The organism is Halopseudomonas salegens, assembly GCF_900105655.1.
Taxonomy (GTDB): domain Bacteria; phylum Pseudomonadota; class Gammaproteobacteria; order Pseudomonadales; family Pseudomonadaceae; genus Halopseudomonas; species Halopseudomonas salegens.
In genome coordinates this window covers 1699376-1712683 of sequence record NZ_LT629787.1, presented here as the reverse complement: position 1 = coordinate 1712683, position 13308 = coordinate 1699376, and the positions used below count along the sequence as shown (strand labels likewise).

Here is a 13308-nt window from a genome sequence, read left to right as displayed (position 1 = left end):
GGCCGGGTGGCAGAGTGGTTATGCAGCGGATTGCAAATCCGTGTACGCCGGTTCGATTCCGACCTCGGCCTCCATCTTTTTCAGTATCCTGCCAGCCCGGATGGCGAAACTGGTAGACGCAAGGGACTTAAAATCCCTCGGAGGCAACTCCGTGCCGGTTCGATTCCGGCTCCGGGCACCAATTACTCCGCTCTCCTCGGCACCGCATGGTCGCTGAAAACCCATTCCTGTTTCCTTCGGTAGCCTCTGAATAGCTCCTTGCGTGCTCAGCGTAACCTGAAGCGTGCAGATATGCTGAGTTTGGTTGCGACGTGAAGGCTGGTTGCCTTTACCAGCAACAAAGTGCCGCAGATGTGCGCTTCAGGTCTCGCCCTTCGGGGCTTTCCGGCTGACACGTACTCGTCGTTGCAATTTTTTGCTGGATCGACATACACCGACAAAATTGCGCCTTGATTGCGCGCCAGCCTGAAAGCCTGAGCAGGCAAGGAGTTGTTCAGTGGCTCCCTACATTTGGCAAGATCGGAAAACTGCGTTAGTGTTCGGGCCGTATGGCAGGATGCCGGCCCCTATTATGGATAAGCTGACCACCTTCCATTGTTCTATCCACCATTCGAAACGCCATACTTCTAGGCATATTCACGCTTGCGGGGAAGTCCAGTACCCAATGCCCGTGTTTGCTGAAGATATATAAGGAAGCCAGTCAATGACATGGGGACGGTTTGGGTATATTTGCCGTAAGGCTAGTGTCGACCACAGGGACAATGAGTCCATTGCTCATTGTCTGCAAAGAATCGATCGTGAAGAGGCTAGTGATTTATATGGGGGCAGGGAGGCTGCTGACAGGTGGCCCAGGGTGATATTGGATAAAATCGGACTTATGACGGACAGGGAAGAAGCCCGTCGTGTTTTAGATATATACAGGAATTTGAACTTGTCGCAGGGCTTTGATGAGCCAATGACTCTGAAGCGGGCTGTTGCATATCTTGGTTTGGTGTTGTTTGTTTTTTATTCTGTTGTCGGGTTGTATCATTTAAAGATAATTCCTAACTTTCTAAAGGTGTTTGATACGCTTGGATTGTCTGCGCCGCGTTCTCTGATCCTGTATCAGGACTATATGGGCTACTTTGTGCTGCTGGTGTCTGTTTTTTTGATAACGATCTTGCTGGTGGGCTTTGAGATGCGCTCGCTCTTCAAGTTTACGGTCGGTAGAGAAAAAGGCTTTATCTTCAAGTATCTGTTGTTCTCGCCGATCAGGGACTCCTATCGAAAGGTGATAGCTGTATTGCAGTTTCCGGTTGCCGACTCAGGGTCCAACGTAACCGGGTCCGAGGAGAGTGTTGTGCGTCATTTGCGAGCAGTTAGACACTCTGAAATGAATGTCTCGGTAGAAATGAAAGCCTTGATAGAGCAGGAGATGAAGTGTCTTTTGGACGGCTGCGAGAAACAAGTGAAACTTATGTTGATGCTGGTTGGCGTTGTCGTACTGTTTGGAATTTTCTTCTTCCTGACCAGCGCTTACTCACCCATTTTTATTCTAGGAGACGCAGTATGAGGGATGCCAAAGGGTTTACTTTGATTGAGCTGATGGTTGTGGTTGCCATTATCGGAATACTGGCATCCATTGCATTGCCCTCCTATCAGGTATATGTGCAAAGAAGTGAAGTGACAGAGGCGTTGAGCATGGCTGGCTCCATCAGGGAGAATGTAGATAACTACTATGTTGAAATGCTTGAATTTCCGCAAGACAACGAGGTTGCAGGAGTGCCGGCACCGGGTTATTTGATTGGAAACCGAATCACTGGTGTGGTTGTAGAGGCGGGCGCTATTCATGTGACAATGGGAAATAAAGCATCTCAACCGCTTCAGGGCAAGGTACTAACTTTCCGACCTGCGGTTGTCAAGGGAAGTCCATCAAGTCCGGTTGCCTGGCTGTGCGGCTACGATGAGCCTGTTACGGGTATGGAGGCTTCTGGAAGCAATCTGACAGATATAGGGAAAGAATTCTTGCCGGCGGCATGTCGTGGGTAGATCACATCACAAAGGGTATACGCTGGTAGAGCTGATGGTCGTGGTTGCGGCCATTGGCATGTTGATGCTGCTGACTGTGCAGTCATACCCGGTGTATATAAAAAGAAGTGAAGTGGCTGAAGCCTTGATGATGGCGGGCACCTTAAGAGAGGACGTAACCAGCTATTATGTTCAGAGACAGGCATTTCCTGAGGATAATGAGATGGCGGGTATTCCTGAGTTTGACTTCTCGAGTTACTACCGAATTTCTGCCCTGATTGTTGAGTCTGGCGCAATTCACGTAACACTGGGCAACAGTGCTTACGAATCACTTCATGGCAAGGTTTTAACTTTTAGGCCCGCCGTTGTTGCGGGAAATCCAGCAAGCCCAATTGCGTGGCTGTGTGGGTACGACGAGCCTGTAGCCGGCATGACTGTTTTTGGAAGTAATAAAACGGACCTGGATAGAGGGTTCTTGCCGGCAGTCTGTCGCGGCTGATTCGTGCTGGTTTGTGTCAGCGTCTTACTTGCGTAATCAAGGGAGCGGGGAGTAAACCTGCCCGGGAGTGACAGTGCCTTTATTCTATTCATACCTCAGGGTGTTCGTGTTTCTCGGCTGTACCTTGGCAGGTATTCAGGTACCGGTATTCGTCGACCAATATGGTAAAAGCCTGGAATCGCACCTGGCAGAATCGCGGATTGCTCTCAACGAATTTCAGGATGATGCGGATAGATTTTTTGCCGGTAGTCTGGAAAATCTGATAGCGCACTATCGATCCAATGCTGACCAGGTTTTTAATGAGGGTGGCCGCAGCATTCAATCCATTTACGATCGTCATTTAATGCTGCAGAGGAATGTCCGCCAATTCCAGAGCAACCCATGGTCGGCGTACTCTCAGGTATTGCTCACGCCGGTGCCCGATGTGAGACAGGAAGTCTGGAAAAATTATTCCTATGCCATTCAGTTAAAGCCGGCTGCCATCGCTTTTGGTCTGGTTGCGGGCTTGATTTTTACTCTGGGAATTGAGCTTTTGCTCAAATTGCTGCTCAAAACCCCGGGGTTGCTCAATAAAAGACTGCAATCGAACCCAAAGCCATGAATATGGCTGCGCGTCTGGTTCAGGCTCGCGCCTTTCAAGCTTCAGGTCACAGATCAAGGAGTAACGCTTGCTGAAGCCCGTGATACAGGAAGAAACCACCGGATGTGGCATTGCCTCTGTTGCCAACATTCTGGGCAAGACCTACTCGGAAATGAAGCTCGCAGCAAATGCCCTGGGCATCCATGCTGACGACAAAGCGCTCTGGTCGGATACCCGCTATGTACGAAGAATCCTGTCGCATGCCGGGGTAGCAACGTCTGACGACGAGATTCCGTTTGAATCATGGAATACATTGCCGGATCTGGCATTGCTGTCCATAAAGCATTACCGGGAAGATGGCAGAAACTACTGGCACTGGGTTGTTTTCAAACGCGAGAATGGTCGGGCTTTTGTGCTGGACTCTGCAAGCTATTTGCCATCGAATATCCGAACGGATTTCAATGCAATGGAGCCCAAGTGGTTCATTGAAGTCAAGCAGGCATGAACAGGCAATTAAAGCGCTTTCATCAACTTGCGAGTATGCGCAAGGCTGAGTAAATGACTGAATAGATGAGACTGACGGTGCGCTTCAAACAAATAGTGAAGGTTTCGGTGGCTGTTGGGGTTGTATTGGCGCTTGGCCTTCCCGCAACTCATCTACTGGTTACGGGGTAGTGTTCATAATTCTGTGTCACCTCTTTAATCTACTCATCAGAGAGGTGAACCATGAGCAAACCCACATTCGACATTGACGCCGCCCTGCAAGCCCTGCGTGACGGCCAGGATTTGACCGGTAAAGACGGCATTCTCACGCCGTTGATCAAGCAACTCACCGAAGCCGCCATGCAGGCTGAGTTGGACAATCATCTTGCCAAAGAGGCCACGCCGAACCGCAAGAATGGCACGACTGGCAAGACCATGAAAGGCCCCGTCGGCAGCTTCGAATTGAAGACGCCCCGTGACCGCAGCGGCACCTTCGAGCCCCAGCTTATCAAGAAACACCAGACGCACCTGACCGATGAGCTGGAGCGCAAAATCCTGGCCCTGTTTGCGCTCGGCAACAGCTACCAGGACATCCGCGCTCACATTGCTGAGTTATATGATATTGAGCTGTCCAACGGCACCATCAATGCTGTCACCGACAAACTTCTGCCAGAGCTACAGGCATGGCGAGAGCGTGATCTTGAAGTCATCTATCCAATTGTCTGGCTTGACGCCATTCACTACAAAATCAAGGAAAACGGGCGTTACGTCAGCAAGGCCATCTACACCATTCTCGCCCTGAACATCGAGGGAAAGAAGGAGCTGCTTGGCCTGTATCTGTCCGACCAGGAAGGCGCCCATCACTGGCTCTCCGTGCTGACAGACCTCTACAATCGTGGCGTTAAGGACATCCTGATCGCCTGTGTAGATGGCCTGAAAGGCTTCCCGGAAGCCATCGAGAGCATTTACCCGAAAACGGAAATCCAGCATTGCGTGATTCACCAGATCCGCAACTCGCTGAAGTATGTCGCATCGAAAAACCAGAAAGCCTTCATGGCTGATCTGAAGCCCGTCTACAAGGCTGCAACGCTGAACGCCGCAGAAATCGCACTCGATGAACTGGAAGCCAAATGGGGCGAGAAATATCCAATGGTGATCAAGTCTTGGCGGGGCAAATGGCCAACCCTATCGGCCTACTTCAAATATCCCGATTACGTCCGCACTGCGATTTACACCACCAATGCGGTGGAGGCTGTGCATCGCCAGTTCCGCAAGCTGACCAAGACCAAGGGCGGCTTTGCCAGTGAGAACGCCTTACTGAAGCTGCTCTATGCCGGTATACTCAAGGCATCCGAGCGCTGGACCCACCCCGTTCAGAACTGGAACCTGACGCTGTCGCAGATGGCCATCCACTTCCCCGAGCGCCTGGACGAATACATCAGTCTGTGACGCTGCTGTCGGTGACACAGAGTTTTGAACACCCTCGGTTACGGCGGCGTCTGATAAGCAATCGATTCGGCCGGTTCCCGCTGGCCAGACTGATGATGCGAGCCGGCTTAATGCGGTACCCGTCGATGAGCTGTGGGCGATACCTGAATCGCCTCGTGACGCCGAACAAGAGCTGGCAGCGCTGTTGAACCGGGCACGACAAGATCAACTGCCGGTATCGATTTCAGGTGCCAGGCACTCGATGGGCGGCCACACAATCGCACCGGGCGGCATCGTTATCAATATGCTCCCGTTCCGCGGTATGTCGCTGGATGAAGACGGTGCGGTGCTGACCGTCCAGGCTGGGGCACTGTGGTCCGATGTTATTCCCTTTCTCGATCGGCATGGCCGCTCCGTGGCGATCATGCAATCGGATAGCTCCTTTTCGGTCGGGGGCTCACTGAGTGTCAATGTGCACGGTTGGCAGGCCAACCGACCGCCGATTTCGTCCTCGGTAAAGGCGTTCAGCCTGCTCATGGCTGATGGTCGCATAGTGCGCTGCAGTCGAAAGGAAAATTCACAGCTGTTCAACCTGGTGCTGGGTGGCTACGGACTGTTCGGCATTATCCTCGAAGCAGAACTCTGGACGGTTCCCAACGAGTGGTATGAGGTATCACGCTATTCGATGCCGGCAGAGCGGTTTTCCAGGGCATATCAGGAACACGTGAGAGAGGACGAAGCAGCTGAAATGGCTTTCGGTCGTCTACGGGTGACCGAGAGTGGTTTTCTTGAAGACATGATCTTGACTGTCTATCGGACAACCGATCAAAAAACGGATTCGCTACCGCCGCTGACCGCGTCAAATCTGGACCCTCTGCGACGTACTGTTTTTCGTGGTTCGGTCGGCAGCGACTATGGAAAACGCCTGCGCTGGACTTTGGAAACCCGGTTGGGCGAGAAGCTCGGTGGGCGATTCGTGGCGCGAAATCAGTTGCTCGATACCGATGTGTCTTTGTTTACAAATCGCAAGGAAGAGCAAACCGACATCCTTCATGAGTACTTTGTGCCTTCGAATCAGTTTGCTGCTTTTCTGGTTCATGCCCGAGACATTATTCCGCGGCACGGTCTGGATCTGTTGAATGTCACTGTCCGAGATGTCCAGCAGGACACTGAGACCTTTATGAGCTATGCCGACCAGGATATGTTGGCGCTTGTCATGCTTTTTAGTCAGGCGCGCACAGAAGCGGGCGAGGAGAGCATGCGTGACATGACCCGCGAGCTGATCGATGCCAGCCTGGATCTGGGCGGTCGCTATTACCTGCCGTACCGGCCACACGCGACCCTTGATCAGTTTCTGCAGGCATATCCCCAGGCGACGGAGTTTGTCGCACTCAAACGTGCGCATGATCCCGGCGAGCTTTTTACCAACCAGTTCTACGACAAATACCTGAGTCATCTGAATATGGCGGCTGAAGAAGCGCCGGTCAGCAACCGGGAATCTGGGCACTGACGACATCGAGAATATCGGTATCCATTGGGCACTCGATTTCGCTCTGGTGTAGCCTGTATCAGTAACATTGCCCCCGGGGACTCGGATTCATGATTACCGGCATCAACCACATTACTTTTTCAGTCAGGGATTTGACTGCGTCCATCGCGTTCTACCGCGACTTGATGGGAATGAAGTTGCATGTGTTCTGGGATACTGGCGCCTACCTCAGTGCCGGCGACACCTGGTTATGTTTGAGTCTGGGCGAGCCTGAGCCCGCGAAGGACTATACCCACATTGCATTCAGTGTCGGTGATCAAGAGCTTGCAGCGTTGCGCAACAAGCTGCAACAGGCAGGCGTCAGGGAGTGGCAACAAAATACCAGTGAAGGCGACTCCCTGTACCTGCTCGACCCCAATGGCCATCGTCTGGAACTGCATTGCGGTACACTGCAATCGCGTCTGGCCGAACTTGAAATGTCACCTTATAAGGGCTTGGTCTGGTGCTGAAACCTGGCAACCGTTACCTGCCCGGAATGTTTCGGTTACCGCTGTCACTTGAAATGACCTGGTGTCCAGCAGCAATACCTCAGTAGTCTACGGAGTAGGTCAACGTGTAGGTGCGGCCCTGGCCCTTGAAGTCGAACAGTGATTCAAATCCGTAGAACAGCTGGGCCCGTTGGCCCCATACGGTGTCGTACTGCGTATCCAGCAGGTTGGTAACGGCCAGGTCGAGCTGGCCTAGCGGCAACGGATGGGATGCCATGAGGTCAAAGGTCGTATAGCCCTCGATCTTGTCACCAGCATCATCGCTGATATCAAAGGCCTTGGCTCCCTGCAGGCGTACCGAGCTACGGTTTTTCTGCCAACGCACGAAGGCGGTGGCATTGGGCAGGCTGGCAGCGGTCACCAGGTTTTTCTGCCAGCTACCGGTGCTGTCTTCGATTTCAGAGCGCACGTAGTGAGCACTGGCGCCGAATGACCATTGTTCGTCGGCGCGCCAGTTGAGTGCGCCTTCAATGCCGTAGTCCCGGGTTTTACGGTCGACGACATCCACGGTCAGCGTTGTGCGGTTGGTCTGGGCTTCCTTGTCGGACCAGGTGTAGTAACTGGCCAGCTGGGCATCCCAGCGGGCTTGATAGGTTCGCCAACCGAATTCGACCTGATTGGTTTTCAGGCCAGGGATCGGGTTGTCGTCAATGTTCAACGAATTGGTCAGAATGTAGCGGTTACCTTGCAGGCTGTAACTGCCGCGTCCGGCGACTTTGCCAGGGTCCGGGATTTCAAAGCCCTGACTGACGTTGGCCCATATCTGGTGACCGTTGTTCAGTTTATAGATGGCGCCGGCATTCAGCAGGGTTACATCGTAATCACTCTCGCCACCCGGTATGGCATCTGCACCCTCTACCAGTCCGCGTTCTGCCTCAACGGCTTGCTGGGTGCCTATGAAGGGCTCCATTTCAAGGCGTGCGTAGCGTTGGCGGATACCGGCATTCAATTGCAGGCGGTCTGTTGCCTGCCATTCCCCTTGCAGATAGGCGGCAATGCCTTCAACCCGATAATCGGGGTAGCGGTCGACGGTAAACTCCTCATTGAACACCAGCCCACCACTGGGGAAGGAGCTTGCGTTATCGAAGATCATCTGGCTGGCGGCGAAGTCCTCGCGATCCAGATCGACGCCGTAGCTGAGCTTGACCTTACCCAGGTTTTTGGCCAATAGCCCCTTGAGAAGGTATTGACGGGTATCCTGGCGCGAGGCGCCAAAATAGCTTTGTGGCAAGCTTGCCCGCTGGTAAGGGTAGGGATGAAAGCTGGATTCTTCATTGCGGACCGACGCTTGCACATACGCAGTATGACCAAGGAAATCCAGGTGTTGGTAAGCCAGGTTGACCATATAGCGTTCGGTCCCCGGCTCACGATCGCTGGAGAAGCCATCACGAATGTCCGGGTTGTTGATTTCACTGAGGTAGGGGCCAAGCCAGACACCCTGATCACCGTTATATCCCGAATCGTAGAGTTGAGCCATCAAGTCCAGGCGCTGATTGTCATCGATCCTGATCTGGGTGCTGCCGAGAATATCGACGCTGCGGTTGAACTGCAGGTCGGTCTGGGAGATGTCCGGCATGATCGGGTTGCCGTTGCCATCGACCATGGCACCCTTGTCCTGCGCGGCAATGGCAAGTCGGCCGCTGATACGCTCATTGCCGCCTGCGATTGCCTGGCCAGCTCGCAAGGTGCGGTCTTCACTGTTATTGAAACCACTGGAGCCGCCCAGCTCGGTACTGAATCGGGTACTGCCCGCATGCCCTTTTTTGCTGATGATGTTGACGATGCCCCCGGTACTGCCACCGCCGTAAATGGCTGAAGCGCCGGAAAGCACCTCGATGCGCTCTACATTGAACGGGTCAATGGAATCGAACTGTCGGCTCAATCCGCGTGAACCGTTCAGGGATACGCCATCGATCATCACCAGGACGCTGCGCCCGCGCATATTCTGACCGTAATTAGTGCGCGTTTCCGGAGCCAGGTCCATGCCGGGAACCAGCTTGCCAAGTACGGTTTTGAGGTCCTGACCGGCACGGAATTGCTCTTCCAGCTCTTCGCCTTCCAGCACCCACACGGTGCCGGGAATCTCGCTGATCTGGGCCGGGGTGCGGCTGCCAACGACAACCAGAGCATCGAGAGATTTGGGGGCTGCCTGCAGGTAGGCAGGTGTGGCAACAGCAAGACAGAGGAGGGCGAAACTGACCTGTCGACTTAATGGGTGGGCTTCCATTTTATGATGCTCCATGAACTAAATGTCGGAGCATTGTAAATAGTTATCATTTAGATTCAAGCGGTCGTGTAAAATTCATCAATCGATCACCCTTTGGCAGATCAACATATGATTCATTTTGTTGGCTGGGTTTCCAGCACCTGCTGGCTAAGGTAGTTTGGGTGGCTATGGATAAACATCGACAATCCACTGACGATAACAACCGGGCCAGCAGTGCCCTTGGCAGGCCCATTGCTGGCCAGCTGGGTAAAAAGCGATCAACGCCTTTTGTCGTTATATTCGGTGTTGTAGCGCTACTGGTTTTCTGGTGGATTTTTACGTCACAGCTTGGTTTCAAAGCCGGAAGCGGCGCCACTCTGCTGCTGGCGGTGGGCGTCATCGCCGTATCCTGGCGGTCTGAATTTCTTCAATCCGGCAATCGCAAGTGGAAAGCCTTTGAGAGGGATGATTAAGCGCCTGTTCATATGATGACCCCGAAGATGCCAGTCACGTGCTGATGGCTGATGCCGGCAACTTTCGGGTTTTTGGCCTGCAATGTGGCAACCTTTATTTATCGAAGTCCAGTACCGTCAGCAAATCAAAAGGCTCACTCCCGAGGAGTGCTTCCAGGCTGCCTTTGAGTTCAGAAGGCAGATCCTCGTATCGAAGCTCGTACGCAAGTTCCCGAGCACTCGGATACAGCAGGCTGCGCGGGTAACTGGCAATCTCGTCAACAATAACCGCTTCATCATCCGCTACGCTATCGAGTGTTGCCAGCGTGTATGACAGAGACTGCCTGGCAGCCAGCTCACACTGCAGTTGATTGCGAAAATGAAGGTGCCCCAAAGCGCTGATCAATGCTTCTCTTCCGTATTCGGATTGAAGATCAGCTAACACCTCGTCCTGCGATATCTCCCGGGACCTGGCCGCATGGGAGCATCGCTCTATTTCCTGTTCAAGCTGCTTTATTTCAAGGCGTGCGCTATGAGAAAGATAGTCCACCACAGGCTGGTTTTCGTGATGCCGATCATTTCCAGAAGACGCCCAAGCCAACACTGGACCGCCCAAAGCCGCTGTGATAATCAATAAATTAAGGCATCGCGCAACCATTCAGGAGTCCTCGCCAAAACTGTGAGTGTTTATAATCGTAGTTGCCCGGCATCTCATAATGTAAAACCATTAGTTTCATATCACGCTCAATGGCTCCTCGGGTGATCATGGGGACGTTAATCATGGCTTTACTGTAACTTTGCCAATCCACTTGGGTGATATTCCAACCAGCAACAGGTGGAGAACTGCGGGTAAATATACTGTTAATGACTGCAACAGAAAGCAAGGCATTGATCCAGAGACTTGCTTCATACTTCCTGCGAATCCTTTCAACTTCTCTTGTGCTCTCTTGATCCAGTCTCAGTCCAATAACGGACTCCGGACAATCGCTCATTGGGCACTCCTTCTCCACATTTGAGCGATGAAAGATAGATAGATGCTGTATATATGGTCAAGCACTTGATTTCGATTTGTGAGATTAGTCACACTTTTTCAGTAATATTGGGTCAGAACGACAGGGCTCCTGGTGTTAAGTCCGCCCATTCAGCTCCCGGCAGCACATGCCTTCCCCCCATGGGGGCGTCTGTTTTATTATTGCTCGGGCGATTGGGTGGATGCCTTTATCGCTGGTTCGCCCCCATCCACTTTGCCACCTTGGGTGCTTCGTAGGCTTGTACCCTGGCCAGAACGGTGTCCACATTTGACGCAACGATCAGCATCTCGCGGTAAGGTTGCTTGATAAAGCCTTCGTTCATGGCGTGGTCAAGAAAGCCGATCAGCTTGTTGTAGTAGTCGCCGATGTTCAGCAGTGCACATGGCTTCTGGTGATGCCCGAGCTGGGCCCAGGTCCAGATTTCAAAAAGCTCTTCAAAGGTACCGACACCGCCGGGCAGGGCGATAAATCCGTCGGACAGGTCCGCCATCATCGCCTTGCGTTCATGCATGGAGTTTACTTCGCGAAGCTCGCTCAGGCCTTCGTGGGCCAGTTCGCGTTCAACCAGGTGACGCGGAATCACACCAATGACTTCACCCCCGGCGGCCAGCGCCGCATCAGCTACTGCGCCCATCAAGCCGACTTGGGCACCACCGTATACCAGGCCGATTCCGGCCTTGGCCAGCGCCGTCCCCAGTTGCTGGGCTGCTTCAACATACACAGGATGATTGCCGGCACTTGAGCCGCAGAAAACACAAATTCTCACAGGCATTCCTTGAAAAACGTTTTAAAAAACCATTTTACTCGTCTATTTGAACAGAGGACCATCGTTGGGCAGGCCCCTGGCTAACGGGTATTGCATAAAGGACCAGTGCAACTCAAGGTGTTGAAATCATAAACGGCTGAGTGCCCGGGATTGCCTTCTGGCCTTCGCACGCCCTCGGGTATCAGAAATGTGGCTGAATTTGCGCCATACAAACCTGCGGGATAGACAAAATCCTTGAGAACGACGTACGCATTGATGATGGGTGGCTTGGGCGGTCGTGGAACACCCTGACCGGCAATCGGTGGTAAATCAGGTTGGGGTGAATTCTGGAAAACGGCATCCGACCATGCTGAAGCATCGCTTTCGGTGGCTCTACGCAACAAACCCTTGTTTACTGCATCCTGTAAACCGGCCTGACCGGCAATGGGGGCGGACTCGTCACGAAAGGATTCCGGTGTGACCTCATCAGAGGTCACCAGGGTGGTTCCTTGATCGATGGGGTCACCAATGACCACTGTGCCGTTCTGCGCCGGGAAAACCATGTCTACTGGCTGGCCGAAGACTCGTTTGGCGAGAGGATTCAGCGGTGCAAGGTTATCCGGTTTTACGTAGAAATAGCCACATGGCCCCCGGTTGTTCTGTGTGCTTGCAAGTAAGGGTACGCCGCTTTCTAACCCGGCGACTACCTGACGATGGTACCCACTCACGAGCACGGCGAGAATATGGGTTCTCTCAGACCAACCGATGTTCCAGATCGTGGGTTCATAAGCTCCGAGCATGAGTACTACAGGCTTGTCCGGGCTGTTTACAGCTACGTCGATCTGGGTGCCTTCATGTCCACTTTGATCAATCTGATACGAGATCTTGCGACCTGAATAGGCACCCGCCGCGAAAACCGCAAAATCGTCAGGGAGCGTCAGATCACTAAATGCACAGACTGATGGACTGTCTGTCGTTTCTGCTGGCGTTGCATCCGGTTGAAAATCGAACTGCTTGAGTTCAGTAGCCAATGAATGAGAAATCACTGCAAAGGTAATCAGCAAGCCGAAGACAATACGCATAAGTGCCTCTGTTTTCCTGCCCCGCGCTTATTTGCCGATCAGCCCAGCTAGCGTTGAGTTGATCGGTCAATTTTGCATGCGAATATGGCGTGGTTGTGATAATGCAAAAAGGGGAATAGCAGACTGTCCGTGTCCGGATGCGGGACTGGCTTACTCCCTGATTTGATCAGAGAGTAAGCCAGTCCCTTGGGCAAAGTCCAAAGTTTCCTTGGGTTTGCATTGGCATTTCGCCCAGCAAAAGCACCGTCAATCAACTCACGCGACATCTAAAGGCGCGCTGCGCCGCCGACGATCAGAATGCGCTGCCCCGTTTTCACGCGGGACAGCAAGGAGCAAGTCAGAACGACCAAAGCATCTTCCAGCCCTTGTGGTGGCCGCACGGCGCGGATCAACCGATCCTGGCCATCAGCGCTATCAGCCACCTGCTGGGGATTAGCTGCATCCGCTATACGGCGATGCACCGATGGGCACACTTGGCCGGGTCAAGCTGCTTAATCAGCAGCTTGACCACAGCATGGAAAAAACATGGGCGGCCCACGGCCTTTTCCTCTTACTACTCAAGGATATGACCTGATTGATCAAGCGGTGGCCGCACATGTCGAAACGCAGGCTAAACTGGTGTCTGTTCTTTCGGAGGAGCAGCGCAAGCAACTGGATGATCTGTTGAGTCAATTTCTGCGCGGGCTTGCTGGTGACTGATACTTTCGCCGTTTGCCTGAAGCATGCGCTGCCAGAGGGATAAAGCTGAGGTATCTGCG

At 53.0% G+C, this 13308-nt stretch carries 15 protein-coding genes and 2 tRNA genes; 12 read left to right on the top strand and 5 right to left on the bottom strand.

Annotated elements, in window-relative coordinates; genetic code table 11:
• The 10 genes from BLU07_RS07720 to fos all read left to right on the top strand — a co-directional run bounded on the left by BLU07_RS07720 (position 1) and on the right by fos (position 6995).
• Positions 1 to 74 (top strand) — tRNA-Cys (locus BLU07_RS07720).
• A gap of 20 nt (positions 75 to 94) precedes the next feature.
• Positions 95 to 181, top strand: a tRNA-Leu gene (locus tag BLU07_RS07715).
• Between the two features lie 522 nt (positions 182 to 703).
• Complete coding sequence (locus tag BLU07_RS07710; protein WP_092385730.1) at positions 704 to 1552, top strand: hypothetical protein; 849 nt, start codon at positions 704 to 706, stop codon at positions 1550 to 1552.
• The gene (locus BLU07_RS07705) at positions 1549 to 2028 is read left to right on the top strand and encodes a pilin (protein WP_092385728.1); all 480 of its coding nucleotides are present in this window, start codon (positions 1549 to 1551) and stop codon (positions 2026 to 2028) included. Before BLU07_RS07710 ends, BLU07_RS07705 begins: the two co-directional genes overlap by 4 nt.
• Positions 2021 to 2506 (top strand): pilin, encoded by a 486-nt coding sequence (locus BLU07_RS07700; protein WP_157719124.1) that lies wholly within the window; start codon positions 2021 to 2023, stop codon positions 2504 to 2506. The genes BLU07_RS07705 and BLU07_RS07700 overlap by 8 nt, the downstream gene beginning before the upstream one ends.
• Positions 2507 to 2579: 73 nt before the next feature.
• Complete coding sequence (locus tag BLU07_RS07695; protein ID WP_092385724.1) at positions 2580 to 3107, top strand: DUF2937 family protein; 528 nt, start codon at positions 2580 to 2582, stop codon at positions 3105 to 3107.
• 67 nt (positions 3108 to 3174) lie between these two features.
• Positions 3175 to 3591: a hypothetical protein gene (locus tag BLU07_RS07690; protein WP_092385722.1), complete on the top strand. Its 417-nt coding sequence runs from the start codon at positions 3175 to 3177 to the stop codon at positions 3589 to 3591.
• Between the two features lie 221 nt (positions 3592 to 3812).
• Complete coding sequence (locus BLU07_RS07685) at positions 3813 to 5018, top strand: IS256 family transposase (protein ID WP_092382989.1); 1206 nt, start codon at positions 3813 to 3815, stop codon at positions 5016 to 5018.
• A 64-nt stretch (positions 5019 to 5082) separates the two neighbouring features.
• The gene (locus BLU07_RS07680; protein WP_092385720.1) at positions 5083 to 6507 is read left to right on the top strand and encodes an FAD-binding protein; all 1425 of its coding nucleotides are present in this window, start codon (positions 5083 to 5085) and stop codon (positions 6505 to 6507) included.
• Positions 6508 to 6596: 89 nt separating this feature from the next.
• Entirely contained in the window at positions 6597 to 6995 is a 399-nt protein-coding gene (fos, locus tag BLU07_RS07675; protein WP_092385718.1) for a fosfomycin resistance glutathione transferase, read from the top strand.
• A 79-nt stretch (positions 6996 to 7074) separates the two neighbouring features.
• Here the strand turns inward: fos and BLU07_RS07670 are convergent, their stop codons facing one another.
• Positions 7075 to 9261 carry a TonB-dependent receptor gene (locus tag BLU07_RS07670; RefSeq protein WP_092385716.1) on the bottom strand — a complete coding sequence of 729 codons (2187 nt, stop codon included), beginning with the start codon at positions 9259 to 9261 and terminating at the stop codon, positions 7075 to 7077.
• Positions 9262 to 9422: 161 nt separating this feature from the next.
• Here BLU07_RS07670 and BLU07_RS07665 point away from each other — a divergent pair, with 161 nt between their 5' ends.
• Positions 9423 to 9713, top strand: coding sequence for a hypothetical protein (locus BLU07_RS07665; RefSeq protein WP_157719122.1), 291 nt, complete (start codon positions 9423 to 9425; stop codon positions 9711 to 9713).
• A 94-nt stretch (positions 9714 to 9807) separates the two neighbouring features.
• On the opposite strand, the gene BLU07_RS17555 is transcribed toward BLU07_RS07665, so the two are convergent.
• From BLU07_RS17555 to BLU07_RS07645, 4 genes are all read right to left on the bottom strand, one after another.
• On the bottom strand, positions 9808 to 10350 hold the full coding sequence (locus tag BLU07_RS17555; protein WP_157719121.1) for a hypothetical protein: 543 nt from the start codon (positions 10348 to 10350) through the stop codon (positions 9808 to 9810).
• Entirely contained in the window at positions 10331 to 10684 is a 354-nt protein-coding gene (locus BLU07_RS07655) for a hypothetical protein (RefSeq protein ID WP_092385710.1), read from the bottom strand. Before BLU07_RS07655 ends, BLU07_RS17555 begins: the two co-directional genes overlap by 20 nt.
• 226 nt (positions 10685 to 10910) lie before the next feature.
• Complete coding sequence (locus BLU07_RS07650) at positions 10911 to 11495, bottom strand: LOG family protein (protein ID WP_197675092.1); 585 nt, start codon at positions 11493 to 11495, stop codon at positions 10911 to 10913.
• Between the two features lie 74 nt (positions 11496 to 11569).
• Positions 11570 to 12550 (bottom strand): hypothetical protein, encoded by a 981-nt coding sequence (locus tag BLU07_RS07645; RefSeq protein ID WP_092385706.1) that lies wholly within the window; start codon positions 12548 to 12550, stop codon positions 11570 to 11572.
• 525 nt (positions 12551 to 13075) lie between these two features.
• Between BLU07_RS07645 and BLU07_RS07635 the strand changes: the two genes are divergently transcribed.
• Entirely contained in the window at positions 13076 to 13249 is a 174-nt protein-coding gene (locus BLU07_RS07635) for a hypothetical protein (RefSeq protein WP_197675091.1), read from the top strand.
• Positions 13250 to 13308: the final 59 nt, after the last annotated feature.